The 19164-nt window shown below is 68.5% G+C and carries 12 protein-coding genes; 1 reads left to right on the top strand and 11 read right to left on the bottom strand.

Translation table 11 applies throughout. The annotated features are described in order from the left end of the window. Nucleotides 1-25: 25 nt before the first annotated feature. The 4 genes from FVS66_RS19075 to FVS66_RS19060 form a co-directional block, all read right to left on the bottom strand. The gene (locus FVS66_RS19075; RefSeq protein WP_149182005.1) at nt 26-631 is read right to left on the bottom strand and encodes an IS630 family transposase; all 606 of its coding nucleotides are present in this window, start codon (nt 629-631) and stop codon (nt 26-28) included. Beyond that, a complete protein-coding gene (locus tag FVS66_RS19070) occupies nt 586-1101 on the bottom strand; it encodes a winged helix-turn-helix domain-containing protein (RefSeq protein WP_149181543.1) in 516 nt (171 codons plus the stop codon). The genes FVS66_RS19075 and FVS66_RS19070 overlap by 46 nt, the downstream gene beginning before the upstream one ends. 122 nt (nt 1102-1223) lie before the next feature. Further along, on the bottom strand, nt 1224-1712 hold the full coding sequence (locus FVS66_RS19065; RefSeq protein ID WP_262387078.1) for a hypothetical protein: 489 nt from the start codon (nt 1710-1712) through the stop codon (nt 1224-1226). Next, entirely contained in the window at nt 1681-8805 is a 7125-nt protein-coding gene (locus FVS66_RS19060; RefSeq protein WP_187645593.1) for a polymorphic toxin-type HINT domain-containing protein, read from the bottom strand. The genes FVS66_RS19065 and FVS66_RS19060 overlap by 32 nt, the downstream gene beginning before the upstream one ends. A gap of 587 nt (nt 8806-9392) precedes the next feature. On the opposite strand from FVS66_RS19060, the gene FVS66_RS19055 reads away from it, so the two are divergent. Further along, entirely contained in the window at nt 9393-12551 is a 3159-nt protein-coding gene (locus FVS66_RS19055; protein WP_187645592.1) for a DNRLRE domain-containing protein, read from the top strand. A 226-nt stretch (nt 12552-12777) separates the two neighbouring features. Here FVS66_RS19055 and FVS66_RS19050 read toward each other — a convergent pair whose 3' ends face one another. The 7 genes from FVS66_RS19050 to FVS66_RS19020 form a co-directional block, all read right to left on the bottom strand. Further along, a complete protein-coding gene (locus tag FVS66_RS19050; RefSeq protein ID WP_262387081.1) occupies nt 12778-13392 on the bottom strand; it encodes a TetR/AcrR family transcriptional regulator in 615 nt (204 codons plus the stop codon). A gap of 298 nt (nt 13393-13690) precedes the next feature. Next, nucleotides 13691-14986 (bottom strand): dicarboxylate/amino acid:cation symporter, encoded by a 1296-nt coding sequence (locus tag FVS66_RS19045; protein WP_149182391.1) that lies wholly within the window; start codon nt 14984-14986, stop codon nt 13691-13693. A gap of 423 nt (nt 14987-15409) precedes the next feature. Beyond that, nucleotides 15410-15658, bottom strand: a complete 249-nt coding sequence (locus FVS66_RS19040) for a DUF4229 domain-containing protein (protein ID WP_149182390.1) — start codon at nt 15656-15658, stop codon at nt 15410-15412. 131 nt (nt 15659-15789) lie between these two features. Further along, the gene (locus FVS66_RS19035) at nt 15790-16317 is read right to left on the bottom strand and encodes a GNAT family N-acetyltransferase (protein ID WP_149182382.1); all 528 of its coding nucleotides are present in this window, start codon (nt 16315-16317) and stop codon (nt 15790-15792) included. A 19-nt stretch (nt 16318-16336) separates the two neighbouring features. Then, nucleotides 16337-16996 (bottom strand): UdgX family uracil-DNA binding protein, encoded by a 660-nt coding sequence (locus FVS66_RS19030; RefSeq protein WP_149182381.1) that lies wholly within the window; start codon nt 16994-16996, stop codon nt 16337-16339. Nucleotides 16997-17393: 397 nt separating this feature from the next. Further along, complete coding sequence (gene mqnE / locus FVS66_RS19025) at nt 17394-18557, bottom strand: aminofutalosine synthase MqnE (RefSeq protein WP_149182380.1); 1164 nt, start codon at nt 18555-18557, stop codon at nt 17394-17396. 90 nt (nt 18558-18647) lie between these two features. After that, nucleotides 18648-19103 (bottom strand): Lrp/AsnC family transcriptional regulator, encoded by a 456-nt coding sequence (locus tag FVS66_RS19020; RefSeq protein WP_149182379.1) that lies wholly within the window; start codon nt 19101-19103, stop codon nt 18648-18650. Between the last annotated feature and the right edge of the window lie 61 nt (nt 19104-19164).

The raw sequence follows: 19164 nt of genomic DNA, 5'->3' as shown, positions 1-19164 counted from the left end.
CTGAGGTTGAAAGGGTGGGGTGACGCTACGGGGGCTCCAGTGCCAGTCCGGTCTCGGCTATGAAGCCGTTGAGGACTTCGGGGCGGCGTTGGATGCCGCGCAAGCGGTTCTTCACGAGCGGAGTGAGGTCGTCGATTGTGTGGGGTGCGAGGTTGGCCAGGGACTTCTTCAGGTGGGCCCACACGCCTTCGACGGGGTTGAGGTCGGGTGCGTATGGCGGCAGCTTGACGATGGTCAGCCACTCGCTGTTGCGCTCGCAGAACTTCCGCAAGGCTTTGGCGTGGTGGGTGCTGGCGTTGTCCCACACCACGATCAGCGGGGCACCGCCGAGTTGCCGACGGGCGGAGGTCAGCAGGTCCGCGAACTCGCGGGCGCGAAAGCCCTTCTTCTCGCCGGTACGGCCCCGGTACGTCTGGGTCCGGTAGATCAGCCTGGTCTCGCGTCCCGGTCTGATGCAGATCATCCCGGCCATCAGGACCCGGCCGGAACCCTTGCCCGTGACCCTGACCAGCGGCGTTTGCCCGCGTCGCGACCAGGTCCGGCCCTTTCCGGGTTTCAGGTCCTGCCCGGCCTCGTCCTCGAAGACTACCCACGCGCCCAGGAGCTGGGCCGTCCTCTTACCCGTGACCACTGCTCCGTCCGCCACAGCCCAACGGCCTGCTCGTCCCGCTCGACGGCCCGGTGCGCGGGGACCTGCGGCGACCAGCCGAGCCTGTGCAGCAGGTACGACACCCCGCGCGGGGTGTACCGGTACCCGAACAGTCTGTGGATCAGCTCCGCGACCCTCGCCAGGGTCCACCGCTGGTCCTCCATCCAGCCATGCGCCGTTGGCCCGGCCTCCAACTCGGCCTGCAGCCGCTCCGCCTGAACATCGCCCAGCCGGCACGGAAAGCCGCCGGCCCCCTTGGACGTCAGGGCTGCTCTGCCACCCTCACGCCAGGAGGCGTGCCAGGCATACGCTGACTTCCGTGACACGCGCAATCTGCCGGCCACCTCCGGCGGCCGCACCCCCTGCTTGAACATCTCCGCGGCCTCGAAGCGCACCGCTTCACGCTTCGCCCGCCCCACGGCGGTCAACCCGCCGCCATCCGCATACCTCATGACGAGGATGTAGCACCGCCAACGCCCGCTGTCACCCCACCCTTTCAACCTCAGCGTCACGCCACGCTGAAGTCCCGCCAGGCACCGCCTGACGGGACTTCAGATTCGCGTGTGCACGTGAGCTACTGGCCCCCGATGGACTCGCGGAACCGCCGCACCTGAGAGATGGTCGTCGACCACTCAGAAATTTGGTTCCCGTCCTCGTCAACCAAACTCCGAGCCTCGACATATCGCCAAGGCTCTTGCGGATTGAACTGCTCTTCGAGGCCATCCAGGAAGATGATCGAGTTTTGCACGTAGACATCTTCCCCTTCCCGGTAAATAGGCCAGCAGAAGATGAAGTTAGCGGTCTCCGGGTCCGTGATCGAAGAGATGAGGCACGAGGTCGAATTCTTGCTCGCCTCAAGCTCCCTCAGGGCTCTCTCCCAACTTCGAGAGTAGTCACTCACAGTCCAGAAGCTCAGATCCATCGGGAATGATTCCGAGAAATCCCCGACTGTGACCCTACCGGCGGCCTCGGAAGGCGACGAGACGCCGCCCTCCGAGGCAGGATCACCGATCACTTCGATCGCGAATCGATTATTCCTTGAGGTAGTTGAGGTCTGGGTCATAAGTACCGATCCGTTGGCCCTTGCGATTGAACATCTTCCAGCCGCCCGACACATTATGCCCGTCAACATCCGGCGTGATGTAGTTCTTCCCGTTCGAGAAGACCACCTGACCGTGCGAATTGAACGGAGCCTTTTGCGCAGGGATTCTCTGCCCATACCCAAGGGCTCCCGCCCTATCCCGTACGGTTCCGGCGTACAACTCCCGGTTCTGCGCACTCCGCCCGGCTACCGAGTCCGGATGATACGGATCACCCTTGAGCGCCGGGGAGGAGGTGTACCCCTCAGGAAGATCACAGTTGCTGTTGTGAACGAGCACCGGTGTCTGACCAGCGAGTACATAGTACGTGTGGAGGTCTGAGACCGTGAGGTTGTACGTGGGCTGCTGGGACAGGTACGTGCGGGTGGCCGCCAGCGAGACGGTCGAGCCGTCGTCGGTGCGGAGTGTCATGCCGGGCTTGAGGTCGCCGGCGTCCAGCCATGCCTGCTCCGACTCCGACCAGAAGGGGTGGTGGTCTGTCGTGACGATGACCTTGACGCCGTCTTCCGTGGAGACCGCGAGGTCCACATAGGACTTGTCGTCTTCGGTGTGGATCGTGGCCGTGACCGTCCTGACCTCGGTTTCACCCGTTTCCGGGTCGGTGGCCATTACCTGGTCACCGACATTGAGGTCCTCGATGGGCTTCGCCGTGCCGTCGGCTAGCAGGACCTTGGTACCTGCGACGAAGCTGTCCTTGCGGACGCAGTCACCTGGACCCTTCTTGAAGATCCATTCGAAGAGCTTCCCGCCCTTGCGCTTAGCTGCTACCGCGTCACCGAGAAAGGGGACGAACGCCACCAGGCTCCAGCCCACCTCCGACCAGTTGCCCTCAGAGGCATAGAGGACGGCATTCAGGCCATCGGCAGCGGCCCCTACGCCGGGGGCGAAGCCGGCTGCGTCGAGGGCGAGATGGATCTCTTCGAGATTGGCCTTCTCGGTGGGGACCCAACCGCCGCAGACGCCCTCCTTCTGGCTGCAGTATCTGCTCTCCTGCTTGACGCTTACGCGCTCCTCGTGTGTTCCCGCGCCATAACGTGTCGTGACAGTCACGGTGGTTCGACTGTCGTGGCCTGTCTTGACGGTCGTCTCAGTCGAGTTGTAGATCCACTGGCCATTGGGGCCCATGGTCATGTGGTCCCTGACCTGCGTGCCGTTGATCGTGCAGCCGCGTTCGCAGTCGGTGATGGGGCGTAGGCCGGTGGGGTCCCAGTAGGTGAGCGGGTTGCCGTTCGCGTACGTGTACCCGTTCATCTGGAGCGGGTCCGTGATGTCGATGATCGGGTCGGCCGAGATGAAGCGGCCGGCCGATGCGTCGTATTCGCGGGCGCCGATGTGGGTGAGGCCGGTGACCGGGTCGTCGACGCCGGAGCCGAGGAAGGTGCGACGGTCGGGCCAGTTGGCCGGCTCGGTGCCGCGAGGGTTGCCGTACGGGTCGTACTTGCGACGGAGGATGGCCTGGCCGGCGGTCTGCTCGACGGCGTTGGTGGCCGTGTTGTGGTGGTCCGAGAGGAGGACCGTGAGCTTGTGGCCCGTCGTCTTGCCCCCTGTGGTGCGGACTGTGGTCGGTGCTCCCGGACTCGTGTAGTAGCGGCGCGCGTCCAGGGCCTGGCCCGCTGTGTTGACCACGATCTCGGCCTCGCCCAGGAAGAGCGTGCGCGTGGTGCCGTTGTCCTCGATGAGGCGGTTGCCTGATGCGTCGTACAGGTACTTCACATCGGGCGTGCCGTCGTTGTCGGTGTCTACGGAGGTCAGCTTGTTGCGGCGGTCCCAGTTCAGGGTCTGCGTGTCGCCGTCGATGACGCGCTGCGTGGTGTTGCCGGACGAGTCGTATGCGTACGTCGACTGGGCCGTCACCGTCGAGCCAGGGGTTCGTACCGTCGAGTCCACCTTGGCGAGGGTGTGCGGCTGGGCCGTCTGTGACGGACCCTCCAGGACCTTGCCGTAGGTGTAGTCGTGGACATCGTCCAGAGCCGAGTCGGTCAGATCGTGGACCGTCATGCGCGTCCGGTTGCCGATGGCGTCGAACTCGTACGAGTGCCAGTACCCGGCGCCGTCGATGCTCGGCGAGACATCGGTGCGGTCCGGACCGGAGCCCGGAGCTGTCGAAGTTCTCGGGCACCCGGCCGTCTTGGCGGTCCAGGCGTGTGCCAGGCGGCCCATCGGGTCGTAGGCGAAGCACTGGCGGTCGATCCGGGTAGGTGACTCGGTGTCCGTGATCGAGGTGATGTTGCCGACCGTGTCGTACGCGTAGGTGAGCGCCGAGATGCGGTTCGGGTTCGCCGTCTCCCTGTCGGTGATCGACTGGGTGTTGCGGCCGGTGTTCTCGTCGTAGAAGTTAGTGGTCCACACCCGGCGGGGCGCCTCGCCCGAGGCCGTGCGGAGGACCTCGCCGAAGGGACCGAGCACCGTCTCGGCCGTGTACCAGGCCAGGCCGGACATCGTGGTCGGTGAGCCCTCGCCGTCGTAGCGGTTGATCACCTTCTCCGCGGCCAGGCCGCCCGGAGTCGCCGGGAGGCTGACCGACTGAAGCTTGCCCGTCTCGGTGTATGTGCTGGTGTACGCGTATGTGCCGGCCAGGCCCGTCGTCAGCGGGGTGCTGGGGATCGTGACCTTCGAGCCCGTGGGGCGGTACTCCGTGTCGTAGCCCGTGACCTCGCTGGTGAACGCGGCGCCGTCGTTGTAGCGGATCGACGCGACCGGGTGGCCCTTGGCGCCGGGAAGGGTGTCGTAGGTCCACTTCGCGACCAGAGGGCCCGTCGCCGAGTCGTCGCGGAGCTCCGTCTGGCGGCCCAGTACGTCGTAGGACGTGTACTGGGCGTGGTCCTGGGCGTCTCGGCTCCAGACCTGCTGGTCGAGGGAGTTGTAGCCGAAGTACCCCGCTCCCATGTCCGGGTCCGTGGAGGACGTCTTACGGCCGCGGGCGTCGTACGTGTACGTCCACTTGTTGTTCTTGGCATCCGAGACCTCGGCGAGGTTGCCTCGGGGGTCGTAGCCGTACGAGGTGTCGATGCTCGTGGTCAGGTCGGTGGCCGTGTAGTGCTGGATCAGGGACGTGCGGCCGAGCGTGTCCGTCCAGGTCTTGACGGAGCGGCTGCCCGAGAGGGGGGTCGTGCCGTCGCTCGACATGCCCGTGCGGGTGAGTGTCCAGTCGCCTTCGTACCGCATGGTGGTCGAGTGCTGGGGGTCGCCCCCGTACAGGGTCGTTGATCGGATCGGTCGGCCGAGCCCGTCGTAGGCGACCTGCGTGGCATTCGGCACCTGCGTGATGGACTGCGGCACGAAGAGCTGAGTATCCGGCTCGCCCTCCGTCAGGTAGCCGTTTCTCGTCTCCCTTGGCGCGCCGCTGACGTTGTAGATGGTCTCCGTGATGATCCGGCCGCCGCCGAGCGCCTCCGTCTGCGTCTGGCGTGGGCGGAGCATGCCGTCGTACAGCGCTACGGAGTCCTGGAACGTGCCGTTGTCGCGCAAGATGCGGGTGCGTACCGCTGGGGCCTTGTTGTTCTCGATCTGGTACTCGAAGCGTGCCGAAGGGTCGGCATTGACCGGGCGGGACGGGGACCACACGGCGGTGACGCGGCCCAGCTCGTCGTACGTACTCGTGACTTTGCGGCTGTTCGCGTCGGTGGCGGCCAGAGCCGTGCCGCGTGCCGGGTCCAGGTCCGTGGTGGTGGAGTGGCCGATCGCGTTGGTGGTGGTGACCTCGAAGGCCGGCCCGGTGGCCGGGCTGTAGGCGACTGTGGCCGAGTTGCCTGCCGCGTCCGTGACCTTGGTCGGGCGACCGTGGACGTCGTAGGTCGAACGCGCCGAGGTGATCCAGCCCGTGCCGGCGCCGTTGACCGTGTCCACCTGGAACGGCAGGCCCTTGACGGGGGCCGTGCCGAAGGCGGAGAGGGCGTCGTACGAGGTGCGGGTGTCGGAGATGACCTGGCTGCCGGAGGCCGCAGCCGCCTCGGCGCAGGTGCCGGCCGTGGTGCGGACGCGGTGGGGCAGGCCGATCAGGTGCTTGGCGGTGTTGTGGACGTACGACGTCACGGTGCACTTCTGGTCGCCCGTCGTCACTCCACCCGAGTCGTTCGGGGTGAGGGTGAGGGTGGCGGCGGTCAGCGGCAGGCCGTATGTGTCGTCGTACGTCATGGTGGTGCGGCCCGTGCGGGTCCTGCCGCCGCTGATCGACTGGATCGACTCGCTGCGGACCGTGGCTATGCGGTACGCCTTCAGGGCCGGGAGGCCGGAGCGTGCCCGGGACGCAGTCTCCTTCACGTAGGGCCAGGACAGGGCCCGGGACGCGACGCTGCCGTCGGCCTTCGTGTACGTGATCGTCTCGGCGACCATTCCCCGGTACGGCGCCAGGTCCTCGCCCAGCGTCTCCGCCCCCGTCGAGTCCTTGACCGTGATCGTGGCCCGGCCCGCGTCGCCGGACATTCCGCGGAAGTAGCGGGTGCGGGTCTGGGACTGCTCCGTCGCGTCCGTGGCGGTGGGGTCGGCGCTCGTGGTGCCCTTCTTTGTGAGCACGCTCGCGTAGCCGCGCCACTGGTCGTAGGTGCGCAGCGCGGGCTTGCTGAACTCGTCGGTGTTCTTGGCCCAGGCGGCGCCGCCCTCGTAGTCGTAGTACGTGATGACGTGCGGCTGCTGCGCCACGAGGTCGATCTCGGTGACCTTCTCCACGACGTACTTGTTGAACCACTCCACCGGCGGTGTGTAGCCGCTCTTGGCGAGGTTCTCGTCCGAGAAGGCCGCCGGGTCGGCCGCCCAGTGGACCGGGAAGCAGCGGGACGTGTTCGACGCCGGGGCGGGGCGGGTGGCGCCGACGGCGCAGGGGGCGGAGTAGGTGACCTGGATCTCGCCGCCCGTCTCCGTGCGGATGGTCTCCACACGCAGCCGGTCGAAGTCGGGTGTCTGGTCCGCGGTGCTCTTCAGGACGCGGTTGGGCATGTCGTCCTTGTTCGGCAGGAACGACACGGCGGGCAGGGCCTTGTTCGACTGCTTGCCGGTGGAGTCGGGGCTGCCGTAGCCGACCCGCGTGACCGACTCCAGCCACAGCGGCGGGTGGGTGTCGGTGCGCTGCTTCGGGAAGGACTGGTGGAGGTTCCAGGTGTCGACCTTGGACAGTGCCGTCGAGCCGGGGGTCCGCTGGCCGTGCGTCTCGATCGCCGTGAGGCGGATGTTGCTCCAGAACGTGGGGGACGTGACGTAGCAGCTCTCGGTGCTGCCGGTCTTGCAGTGGAGGGTGGACGGGGTGTCCCACCAGATCTGCTTGTCCTCGTAGTTCTTGGACTCGAACTTGGCCTGTGAGCAGGTGGTGGTGGGGTCGCCGATGCAGCGCGGGGCGGTCTTGAAGACGACCTTGCCGGCCGGGTCGCCGCTCAGGTTGTCGGAGCGCAGGCCGTAGAGGATCTGCGTCGGGTAGCCGTCGCGGTCGTAGGACGCCGCCTGCTTGAACTTCTCGTTCTTGGCGTAGCGGTTCTGTTCCTTCTTCCAGTCGACGATCATGGCGTTGCCGTGGACGTCCTCGACGTAGTCGAGGTTCCAGCGCCATGCCTGGTTGCAGGAGGAGTCCGCGTACGCGGCGGCGTGGCAGGGCTCGCCGCTGTGGTTGCCGAAGACCGGGACGGTGAGGGCCGAGTTGGTGGCCGCGGTGCGGCCGGGCAGGGTGTTGCGGCCGAACCAGTACTTGGTTCCGTCGCGCGTCGTGACGACCCAGTGCTCGCCGTCGTACGCGGCGGTCTGGGCGGTCTTGGTGCTGCCGTCCTTGGCCTTGTACTCGATCCTGGCGCCGGTGTCGTTCTGCGCGACCCACTTGCCGGTGCTGTCGTCGCGGACGAGTTCGGTGGAGGAGCCGCCGAGCGACATGACGACGCTGTCGGTGGCCCAGCACAGGTCGGACTTCTTCTTGTCCGTGCTGTTGGAGTTGTTCGGGGTGCTGGGCGTGCTGGAGCGGTCGTCGTTGCAGGAGCGGTAGCGGCGCTCGACGAAGCCCGGGTGGTAGTCCCAGCCGTCACCGATCCACGAGGCCTGGCCGTTGGCGACCGACGTGCGGCCGTCGACGGACTGGGACGAGTACGAGAGGGCGATCTTCGGCGTGGGGCCCGCCGGGGGCTCGGGGAGGGTGAGCGGGTACGACCACGAGAAGCCGCCGCCGCTGCCGCCCGCCGTCCAGGAGCCGGTCGCCGAGAGCGAGGTCGCCTTGTACGTGCCGCCGGCGCCGGACGCCGAGTCGGTGGCGGCCAGGACGACCGGGCCGCCGCCCGACTGGGTCGAAAGGCCCTGGGCCTGGCCGGCCGCCGGGTCGACGGTGGCGCGGACGGTTTCGCTGGAGGGGTCGTTGCTGCTGGGGATGTCGACGGGGGTGTTGCACTCCGTCAGCTCGGGGGTGGTGAGGAAGCACTCGGGCAGCTGTGTGAGCTTCAGCCGGGAGGACCACTCGTTGCCGAACAGGTCCTCGAACTGCCCGTAGTCCAGCTCGACGTCGACGGGTGTGGACCCGGTCTCGGGCGGCGTGACCTTGATGATCGCGCCGTCGACGGCGGCCGCTTCGGTGGTGGTGCGCGGCTCGACGGCCACGTCCCAGGTGCCGCTCGGGGCGGGTGGGGTCGGCTCGGACTCGGTCGGGGACGCCTGGCCGATGCGTACGGGCAGGGTGCCGGCCTGGACGAGCTGTTCGCCCGCGCTGTCGAGGGGCACGGAGGCCACGCCTCCGGCCGGAGGCGTGGCCTCCGTCGGGTTGAAGTCGGCCGGCGGCTCGACCAGGGCCCCGGACCAGCTGCTCAGCTCGTCCATCTTGGGCTGGTCCGGATCGGCGGGCGTCTCCTGCTGCAGGTCCATCAGCGTCGGACCGGTGCGGGGGGCGGGGGGTGCGATCGCCCACGCCTCGGCGGGCAGCAGGGTCACCGCGAGCGTGACGGACAGCGTGACGCCGAGGCTGCGGGCGCGTGCCGCGCGGCCGCGGCGGTGCGCCGCGGCGCTCGACCGTCCCGTCGAACGTGAAATCCGCGCTCCCGTAGGCCGGTTGAGCTTTCCGGGCACGCGGAAGGTGCGTCCGGAATCGGACGAGGACATGAGACCCCCCACTTCCACTGCGGGCCGCGAGAGAGAAGGGCCGCAGGGAAATCGACAAATAGCCCGGTGATTGTGCAGGGGTGGTGAACAGGAAATCCACAGCAAACGGATGGCTGTGACATCAATCACGAGGCATATCAACTCAACTGAGTTCGAGTGGTATTTGACACTCAATCAATCAGGAGTCGGGCTGTCGACAATGATCACATGCAAGATCGACTATTACGCCACCAAACCATCCAGAACCACCATCGAGTAGACCGTTTTCATCCAGTACATGGCGATCCGGTCGGCCCTACTGCCCGGATACCGAACCAGGTGGGCGCAGACGGGTCACCTCTTGGACGCACCGAGCCCCGACGGCGGTTCCCCGTAAGCCGGGTGACGAAAACGTGAAGATGGTCCATGCTCTGCTCGCACACATATGCGCGTAGCGGGAATTCCGAGGGCAGCTCAGCATCCAGGCGCCCGCGGGGGGAAAGGAAGTCATGGACGCCTCGAAGGCCGCGGACAGCACGGAGAATTCGCCACCCGGCGATGCGGAGACAGCGCCTGCGTCTCCTCTACCCGCCCCGCCCGCAGGGGAATTGAAGCGCTCACGCAAGCGTCGGCGGTACGCGGCGCTCGCCGCCCTCCTCGCCGTGGCGGTCGCCGTTCCCGTCGGCCTGCAGCTCGATCGGGGCCCCGCCAAGGAGCAGGACCCGCGCGCGGAGGCGAAGGGCGCGCCCAAGGGGCCCGTGACCGCCCCGGAGGCCATGCGGGAGGCTCGCCGTACCGGCAAGGACGTCGTGGTCACGGCTCGGCACACCGCCAGCTCCACCACCTGGGCGCAGCCGGACGGCCGGCTGCGCACCCGTACGTACGGCGACACGATCCGCGCCAGGGTCGGCGGCGAGTGGAAGCCCATCGACACGACGCTCCAGCGCGTCGACGACGGCTACGCGCCCAAGGCGGTCAACGACCCGCTCCTCTTCAGCGCGGGCACGGCGGGCGAGAACGGCGGCAGGGCCTCACGCGCTGTCGCGCGCACCTCCCTCACCAGCAGCGGGGCTTCGGACGACAGCGGCACCTGGACCGACCTCGTACGGCTCAGGACCGATGGACACGAGATGGTGGTCCGCTGGCCCGGCAGGCTGCCCGCGCCTGTCGTCGTCGGGCCTCGCGCCCTGTACGAGGATGTGCGCCCCGGCATCGATCTGCTGCTGACCGCACGCGACAGCGGCTACTCGCACGTGCTCATCGTCAAGAACCGTGCGGCGGCGGACGACCCGCTGCTCGACCGGCTCCGCTACCGCCTGGCGTCCCCCACGCTGAAGTTCGACCTCGACCCGGCGTCGAAGGCCGTCAGCGCCCGCGACAGCGCCGGCAGGGAAGTCGCCGCAGCGCCCACGCCGTACATGTGGGATTCCGCCGGGGACGTCAGGGTCACCATCGGGGAGCCGACCCCCAGCCTCGATCCCGCCGCCCGTGACACGTCGCTCGCCTTGCCCGGGCTCGCAGGCCCCCAACCGGGTTCGCGCGACGCCGTACTCGGCGCCGGCCTGGGCGACGGCGGTCTCCTCGACGTCACCGTCGACCGGAGAATGCTGACCGACTCGGCGACCGTCTACCCGCTCTTCATCGATCCGTCGTTCAAGGTGCACAAGGCCAACTGGACTCTGCTCTACAAGAAGTACGCCAGTTCCAGCTTCTACAACGGTCAGAACTTCAACGACGGTACGAACGAGGCACGCGTCGGCTACGAGTCGGACTCCGGCGGCCTCTCCCGGTCCGTGTTCAGCTTCGACTACGACGAGGTGCTGCACGGGAGCACCATCCACAAGGCGTACTTCCGAGGCCTTCAGACCTATTCCTGGGGCTGTGCGTCCCGGCAGTACAACATCTACCTGACCAGCACGATCTCTCCCACCACGACATGGAACTCCCAGCCGAGCTGGATACGGTTCCTCGACGACCAGGTCAACGGGCACGGCTACAACACCACCAACTGCCCGGACCAGTGGATAGGCATGGACGTCACCTCCGCGGCGCAGGAGGCGTCGCGGAAGGAATGGGGTGTCCTGACGCTGGGACTGCGGGCCGCCAACGAAAGTGACACCGCCGCCTGGAAGAAGTTCCTGGCGAACGGTGAGAACGCCCCGTACATCGAGATCTACCACAACGACCCGCCCAACGAGCCCACCGCGGCCGCCATGAAGATGTCACCCGGCGGCACATGCGACACGGTGTCGCCCTTCCCCGCCTTCGGAAAGTCGGACCTCACCTTCACCGTCACCGGCTCCGACCCCGACGGAAACCTGAAGTACGTCAACCTCCACGTCTGGCCGACGGGCAGCCCCGGCACCCCGGTCACCAACCAGAACCTCACGCCCAGTAGCGGCGGTACCGCCGGCGCCACCATCCCCTGGACGACGTTCACCAACGGCACGACCTATTCCTGGCAGGCCCGCACGATCGACACCGACGGGCTGGCCTCCGCCTGGGGGCCGGCGGGGACGACCGCTCCGTGCCAGTTCACGGTGGACCACAGCGCGCCCCAGGTTCCCGGAGTCTCCTCGGCCGCGTTCCCGGCCGCCGACGACGACGGCTCCGTCTGGTCCACGGTGGAGTTCGGCACGGCCGGGCTGTTCACCTTCTCGACCGGTGGTTCGGACGATGTGAAGGAGTACCAGTACAGCTTCAACACGGCCTTCAACCTCAAGGCGTCCCCCAACCCGCTGCGCGAGGGCCGCGCCATCGTGTCGCTGTCACCGCCGCACGCCGGGCCCAGCGTGCTGTACGTCCGCGCCATGGACAAGACCGGCAATGTGGGCAAGGCGCGGGTGTACTTCTTCTACGTCCGGCCCGCGCCCGTGATGGACACACCGATGGACGTGACGGGTGACAACGTGCCCGACGTCTACACCATCACCCCCGAGGGCAACCTCGAGCTGTACCCCAAGACCGCCGGCACCGATCGGCTCCACCGGGGCATGCCCGCCGCGTACACCACCGCCGGCGGTGCGGCCAAGCTGGTGCCGGACGGCTACTGGACGGGAGCGTCCATCAGCCACAACGGCGACTGGCTCCCGGGCGACGGCATCCAGGACCTGGTGGCACGCATGTCCGACGGCAGGCTGTACGTCTATCCGGGCGACGGGTACTCCGGGTTCGACGTCAGCAAGCGCGTCGAGATCCTGCTGCCCACCGGCTCGCCCGCCCCGTCCACGATCCGGCAGGTCCTCTCCGTCGGTGACGTGACGGGCGACAGCCGCCCGGATCTGCTGGCGATCGCCGGTCAGGACCTGTGGGCGTTCACCGGCTACACCGGGGCCAGCTTCGCCAAGGCGACGTTCCTCTCCGGTGAGGCGTGGGCCGAACGCGACCTCGTCCAGGTGGGCGACATCGCTGCCGACGGTGCGCCCGACCTCGTGTTCCGGGAGAACGCGACGGGGCAGTTGCAGCTGCGGTACGGCAGGAACGCGGCGTCCGGCGGGCTCGACTTCGGGTCGTACGCCACGAAGGCCGCGTCGGCCGGGCAGCTGGACACCTATGGCGCCTCCGGCTGGCGGCGCAGTGCGATCCCGGTGCTGGCCGGTACGCCGGACGTGAACGGGGACGGGCTGCCCGAGGTGTGGGCCCTGTTCGCCGGGGGCGACGTGGCGGTCTACCCGGGCCGGGTGGGCGGGCTCTCCGCGGCGGACGTCTTCTACGTCGTGATGAGCAATGTCAGCACGAGCTGGTCGGGGCACACCGCCATTGGATGACGGAGTCCGGCCCTGACGGCCCCGCCCGAGCATGTCTCGGGCGGGGCCTTCGCGTGTTGGCCGTTCCTGTGTGCTCCTCGCAGGCGTTGTCTGCGGGTGTGGTGTGGCGTGGGGTGTGGTGGGGGATCCGCTGTAAGGCTGCCGCGGGGCGCTGCCGGCTGCCATCGGGCTGCGCTCGGGCCGCTGCTGACAGTCAAGTCAACTTACCGCCAGGTCAGCTACCCGCTCAGCGCGCGGGCGACCAGCCCTCGCCCCGCATCAAGTTCCCGAGCCCCGACCACGCGAAGTGCATCAGCGTCCCCGCCGCCTCCCGCGCCGACACCCCCGGCGTGCCGTTCGCCCAGTCCGCGAGCGACTCCGCCGCTCCCACCAGCGCGTGCGCCAACCCCGCCACATCGCGGTCCGCGAGATCCGCGTCCTGGTGGACCTCACGGGCCGCCTCGCCGATCAGCTCCGTGACGAACGCGACGACCTCCTCCCGCAGCGTCGCCACCTCCGCCGCGAACGGCTCCCCGTGCGTATGGGCCTGACGGTGCAGCACCGCCCAGCCGTCCGGGTTCCCCGACGTGTGTCTGAAGAACGCCGTCAGGCCCGCCCACAGACGGCGGTCGGCCGGTATCCCGGACTCCGCCTGCCCCGCCCCCGTCCGCAGCGCCTCCGTCCGAACCGCCTCCAGCAGCGCCGCCGCCTCACGCCGGATGCACGCCGTGAACAGGTCCTCCTTGGAGTTCAGATAGAGATAGACCAAGGGTTTGGACGCGCCCGCCAGTTCGGCTATCTCGTCCATCGACGCCGCCCGGTACCCACGCCGTCCGAAGGTCCGCACGGCCGCGTCCAGCATCTGCTGCTCGCGCTCCGCGCGCGGCAGGCGCTTCGCCCGCGCACCGGCGGAACCCGTGGCACCCGCGGAACCCGTGGCACCTGCGGAACCCGTGGCACCCGCGGCACCCGTGATGCCTGTGGCCCCCGTAGGGCCGTCGGTGCCCGCAGTGCCCGTGCCACCCATGCTCTTCAACGGCGCCAGCCTCCTCGTACTCGGGAGCCCGTAAGCCTACGAGCCTACGATTCACCACCGAACATCCGTGCCCCCTGACGGAGTTCGACAGGGGGCACAGGCCGGGTGGGCGGGGCGAAGGGCGTCAGACCGCGACCGGCGGTGCCGTCACCTTCTGCTCCGCCTCCCGCACCTCGTACCCGTCGACCGGGGAGGCCGACGCCGTGTTGTACGCGTCGAGGTCGAGGATCTTCTCACGTGCGGCGACGACGACCGGGACGAGCGCCTGGCCGGCGACGTTCGTGGCCGTACGCATCATGTCGAGGACCGGGTCGATCGCCATCAGCAGGCCGACGCCCTCCAGGGGCAGGCCGAGCGTGGAGAGGGTCAGCGTCAGCATGACCGTCGCGCCGGTCAGACCGGCGGTGGCCGCCGAGCCGATGACGGAGACGAGCGCGATGAGCACGTACTCCTTGATGCCCAGCTGGACGTCGAAGATCTGCGCGATGAAGATCGCGGCGAGGGCCGGGTAGATCGCGGCGCAGCCGTCCATCTTGGTCGTGGCGCCGAAGGGGACCGCGAACGACGTGTACTCCTTCGGTACGCCGAGGCGCTCGGTGACCTTGACCGTGACCGGCATGGTGCCGACGGAGGAGCGGGAGACGAAGGCCAGCTGGATGGCGGGCCAGGCGCCCTTGAAGAACTGGACCGGGTTGACCTTGGCGACCGTCGCCAGGAGCAGCGGGTACACGCCGAAGATCACGAGCGCGCAGCCGATGTAGACGTCGGCGGTGAAGGTGGCGTACTTGCCGATGAGGTGCCAGCCGTACTCGGCGATGGCGTAGCCGATGAGGCCGACGGTGCCGAGCGGGGCGAGGCGGATGACCCACCACAGGGCCTTCTGGAGCAGTTCGAGGACCGACTCGGCGAGGGTGAGGATCGGCTGGGCCTTCTCGCCGAGCTGGAGGGCGGCGAGACCGGCGACGGCGGCCATGAAGACGATCTGGAGGACGTTCAGCTCGGTGAAGGGCGTGATGACGTCCGTCGGGATGATGCCCGTGAGGAAGTCGAGCCAGGAACCCGCGTTCTCGGGCTTCTTGCCGTCCCTCGGGGTGAGGCCGGTGCCGGCGCCCGGGTTGGTGAGCAGGCCGATGGTGAGGCCGATGACGACCGCGATCAGCGACGTGATCATGAACCAGAGGAGGGTGCGGGAGGCCAGCCGAGCGGCGTTGTTGACCTTCCGCAGGTTGGTGATGGACACCAGGATCGCGAAGAAGACGAGCGGGGCGACGGCCAGCTTCAGCAGCTGGACGAAGATGTGGCCCACCTTGTCGAGGGTGGTGTACAGCCACTGGACGTCGTAGCTGCGGGCGATCCAGCCGAGGATCACACCGAGGACGAGACCGGCGACGATCTGGGCCCAGAAGGGCACCTTGGGCATGCGGCGCGCGGGCGAGGGCGTGGGCGCGGACGTTTGCGCGGACACGGACACACTCCAGAAGGGCGTGAGGGGGTACGGACTTGGGGCTACGGGGTGCGAGGTGCGGCGCCCGCGCGCGTGGGCGGCGCCGCCGCGTGATGCCGGGCAGGAGCGGAGAGGCTCAGACCTCGCGGCGACAGGCCGCGGAAATCGCGCGACAGAGGTCGACGTGCAGGCGCGCCACGAGCGGGACGCTCGCGGTCGTGTGGCGGTGGCGCACTGCGGTCTTCATGCCAAGAACGTTAACACCTGAGCTTTGAGGAACCCAAAGCCATACTTTGACAGGCGGAAAGCCGGTCACACCTGGGAATGACAACACCCCAGGATGGAACGACCGTTCCGAGCCTGGGGTGGTGAGTGGTGTCGCGCAGCGTGTGACGAACGTTATACGCCGTCCTCCTGCGAGCGGTTGGCCTCCAGCCGTGCCTTGGCGCTGCCGACCTTCTCGACGATCTGCTGCGACATCGCGTCCCGCTGTCGGCGCAGCAGGACGAAGCTGAGCGGCGCCGACACGACGATGGAGAGCAGCAGCACCCACAGCACGTTGGAGTCGCCGAGGCCGCGGGGGATCAGGCCGTAGTACACCAGGCCGTACAGGACGGCGAAGCAGCCGGCGAAGACGCCGATGCGCATGAGCGTGTACTTGAGGGTGGCGCTCGACCTGGTGGTGGCGGTCACGGTGGGCCTTCTTCCTTCTCCGTACTGCGTACTGCGTACTGCGGTTCCACGGTTCTGCCCGACCAGTGAAGCACGGGCGGAATGGATCACTTCAGGGGGAGGAGCATGAAGATGTCGTCGCGGTACACGCCGTCGGCGAGGCGGATGCCGTCCGGAATCCGGCCGACCTCCTTGTAGCCGCACGACTCGTAGAACCGCTCCAGACCCATGCCGCCGCGGCAGGTGAGCCGGATCGCCTCGATACCGTCCATGCCGCGCACGGCGGACTCGGTGGCTTCGAGGAGGGCGCGGCCGTAGCCCTTGCCGTGGTGGCGGGGGTGGACCATGACGGTGTACAGCCAGACCCAGTGGTTCATCATGCGGTGGCTGTTGAGGGTGATGAAGGAGGTGGCGGCGACGGAGCCGTCGTCCTCGTCGTGGCCGACGAGCAGGCGCATACGGCCCTCGCTCATCGCCGTGAGGTGCTGGACCCACTGCGGGTGGATGTCCTCGGGGGTCACGGGCGGAACGAAGCCGACGGCGCCGCCGGCGTTGCTGACATCCGCCCACAGAGTGAGGACACCGTCGCGGAGTGACCGGCCGACGGGCGGGTCGAGTATGAAGTTCAGCGCCATGCCCTCGACGATAGGGGGCTCAGGCCAGCGCCCGGGCGGCAACCCGGAGGTCCGAGACGAGTCCCGCGTAGGCCGCCTCGCGGTCCTCGTCGCCGACTCGGAGGACGGCGGACGGGTGGATGGTCGCGACCAGGCACTCGCCGCGCTCCTCGTACGGGAGGAGGACGCCGCGCTGCTTCGTCACCCGGAACGAGGAGCCGAGCAGCGCCTTCCCGGCGGTGGCGCCGAGGGCGATGAGGACGTCGGGGTCGACGAGCCGGACCTCGGCGTCGAGCCACGGTCTGCAGGCGGTCATCTCGCGGAGGCTGGGGGCCTTGTGGATACGGCGTTTGCCGCGTTCGGGGACGTAGGCGAACTTGAAGTGCTTGACGGCGTTGGTGATGTACGTGTCGTCCGGGTCGATGCCCGCCTCATCGAGGGCCCGGGTCAGGACGCGGCCCGCGGGACCGACGAAGGGCTTGCCCTGGCGGTCCTCCTGGTCGCCCGGCTGCTCGCCGATGAGGACGACTCGGGCGTGGGGGTTTCCGGCGCCGAAGACGGTCTGCGTGGCGGCCTCGTGCAGGGGGCAGCCCCTGCAGCCGGCCGCGGCCTCCCGGACCGCCTTCAGGCCGCCGCGCTCCGGCAGGAACGGTGTGGCGGTGTACGCCTCCTCGGGCGCGACCCTGCTCTTGGTGGCCATGCCGGGCGGGTACCCGACTGGCTCCACGCCAGGCCTGCGGGTCCTTCGTGCCCCGTGGCGGGGCGCCGTACGGTCGTGCCTGCCGCCCCTGTGGGCAACCCCAAGGCAGGCACCGTGCGCCTGGCTTGTGCCCGCGTGCGCGCCCCCGGGCGGGGCGCCGTTCCGCTGTGCCCACCCGTTCCGCCACAGCGGAACGACTGCCCACAGCTCTGGGCGCGCGACCGCCCTCGGACGTGGGCCCCGGGCCGGGGCCCGGGCCGGGGCCACGGGCCGGGGCCACGGGCCGGGGCCACGGGCCGGGGCCACGGGCCGGGGCCACGGGCCGGGGCCACGGGCCGGAACCGGGGTCAGGAGCCAGAGGCCAGGGGCCATGGGCCAGGGGCCAGCCCCCGGTGCGTCAGAGGCGCATCGGCTGGGGAGACTCGCGGAGGGCCGCGTCCGGGCCCGGGTACTCGCGGATGACCTCGTAGCGGGTGTTCCGCTCGACGGGGCGGAAGCCCGCGTCGCGGATCAGGTCCAGGAGGTCGTCGCGGGTCAGCTTGTTCGGCGTGCCGTAGTTGTCCGCGTCGTGGGTGATCTTGTACTCGACGACCGAGCCGTCCATGTCGTCCGCGCCGTGCTGGAGCGCCAGCTGGGCGGTCTGGACGCCGTGCATGACCCAGAAGACCTTGACGTGCTGGACGTTGTCGAAGAGCAGCCGGGAGACCGCGAAGGTCTTCAGCGCCTCCGCGCCCGTGGCCATCGTCGTCCGCGCCTGAAGGCGGTTGCGGATCTTGCCGTCCTTCATGTCCACGAAGTCGTGCTGGTAGCGCAGCGGGATGAAGACCTGGAAGCCGCCCGTCTCGTCCTGCAGTTCACGCAGGCGCAGCACGTGGTCGACGCGGTGCCGGGGCTCCTCGATGTGGCCGTACAGCATGGTGCACGGCGTCTTGAGGCCCTTCTCGTGCGCCAGGCGGTGGATTCGCGACCAGTCCTCCCAGTGGGTGGCGTGGTCGACGATGTGCTGGCGGACCTCCCAGTCGAAGATCTCCGCGCCGCCGCCGGTCAGGGACTCCAGCCCCGCCTCGATCAGCTCGTCGAGGATCTCCGAGGCCGGCAGACCGGAGATCTTCTCGAAGTGGTGGATCTCCGTCGCCGTGAACGCCTTCAGGGAGACGTTCGGCAGCGCCTTCTTCAGTTCGCTCAGCGAACGCGGGTAGTAGCGCCACGGCAGGTTGGGGTGCAGACCGTTGACGATGTGGAGCTCCGTGAGGTTCTCCGACTCCATCGCCTTGGCGAGACGCACGGCCTCCTCGATGCGCATCGTGTACGCGTCCTTCTCGCCCGGCTTCCGCTGGAACGAGCAGTACGCGCACGACGCCGTGCACACGTTGGTCATGTTGAGGTGCCGGTTGACGTTGAAGTGCACGACGTCACCGTTCTTACGGGTGCGCACCTCGTGGGCCAGGCCGCCGAGCCAGGCGAGGTCGTCCGACTCGTACAGCGCGATGCCGTCCTCGCGGGTCAGCCGCTCTCCGGACCGGACCTTCTCCTCCAGCTCGCGCTTGAGCCCCGCGTCCATACGGCTCTGCCTCCCACTACGACTGAAAACGGACTGCACCACCGTACTCCCCCACCCTCCGGGCGAGGGGACCCGCACTACCGCTACGCGTCACATCTGGTCCGGCAGTTCGCCGACCCGGTTCTCCCACTTCGTCGACAGCACGATCGTGGTACGGGTCCGGGACACGCCCTTCGTACCGGAGAGCCTCCGGATGATCTTCTCCAGGCCGTCCACGTCGTTCGCCCGCACCTTGAGCATGTACGAGTCGTCGCCCGCGATGAACCAGCAGTCCTCGATCTCCGTCAGGTCCTTCAGCCTGCGCGCCACGTCCTCGTGGTCGGCGGCGTCGGAGAGGGAGATTCCGATCAGGGCCGTCACGCCGAGGCCGAGGGACGCGGCGTCGACGGTGGCGCGGTAGCCGGTGATGACGCCGGCCGCTTCGAGGCGGTTGATGCGGTCGGTGACGGAGGGCCCGGAGAGCCCCACGAGGCGGCCGAGCTCGGCGTATGAGGCCCTGCCGTTCTCCCGCAGAGCCTGGATGAGCTGCCTATCCACGGCGTCCATATACCTGAAGCCTTCCATTATTCAGCGATCTAGCAAGTTCGGTTGTAGAATCTAAGGCACA

This window comes from Streptomyces sp. TRM49041 (assembly GCF_008271805.1).
In the GTDB taxonomy this organism is placed as follows: domain Bacteria; phylum Actinomycetota; class Actinomycetes; order Streptomycetales; family Streptomycetaceae; genus Streptomyces.
The sequence above is the reverse complement of the archived record's forward strand: the minus strand, read 5'-3'. Positions and strand labels throughout refer to the sequence as shown.

Bases quoted from the DNA above. Each gene is read 5' to 3' on its own strand.
- FVS66_RS19050 (WP_262387081.1), bottom strand. From the start codon at position 13,392: ATGCTGGACGCGGCCGTGCGGACCTTCGGACGGCGTGGGTACCGGGCG.
- FVS66_RS19070 (WP_149181543.1), bottom strand. From the start codon at position 1,101: ATGAGGTATGCGGATGGCGGCGGGTTGACCGCCGTGGGGCGGGCGAAG.
- FVS66_RS19030 (WP_149182381.1), bottom strand. From the start codon at position 16,996: ATGGCCACCAAGAGCAGGGTCGCGCCCGAGGAGGCGTACACCGCCACA.
- mqnE (WP_149182380.1), bottom strand. From the start codon at position 18,557: ATGGACGCGGGGCTCAAGCGCGAGCTGGAGGAGAAGGTCCGGTCCGGA.
- FVS66_RS19065 (WP_262387078.1), bottom strand. From the start codon at position 1,712: ATGACCCAGACCTCAACTACCTCAAGGAATAATCGATTCGCGATCGAA.
- FVS66_RS19035 (WP_149182382.1), bottom strand. From the start codon at position 16,317: ATGGCGCTGAACTTCATACTCGACCCGCCCGTCGGCCGGTCACTCCGC.
- FVS66_RS19040 (WP_149182390.1), bottom strand. From the start codon at position 15,658: ATGCGCATCGGCGTCTTCGCCGGCTGCTTCGCCGTCCTGTACGGCCTG.
- FVS66_RS19020 (WP_149182379.1), bottom strand. From the start codon at position 19,103: ATGGACGCCGTGGATAGGCAGCTCATCCAGGCTCTGCGGGAGAACGGC.
- FVS66_RS19045 (WP_149182391.1), bottom strand. From the start codon at position 14,986: ATGCCCAAGGTGCCCTTCTGGGCCCAGATCGTCGCCGGTCTCGTCCTC.
- FVS66_RS19060 (WP_187645593.1), bottom strand. From the start codon at position 8,805: ATGTCCTCGTCCGATTCCGGACGCACCTTCCGCGTGCCCGGAAAGCTC.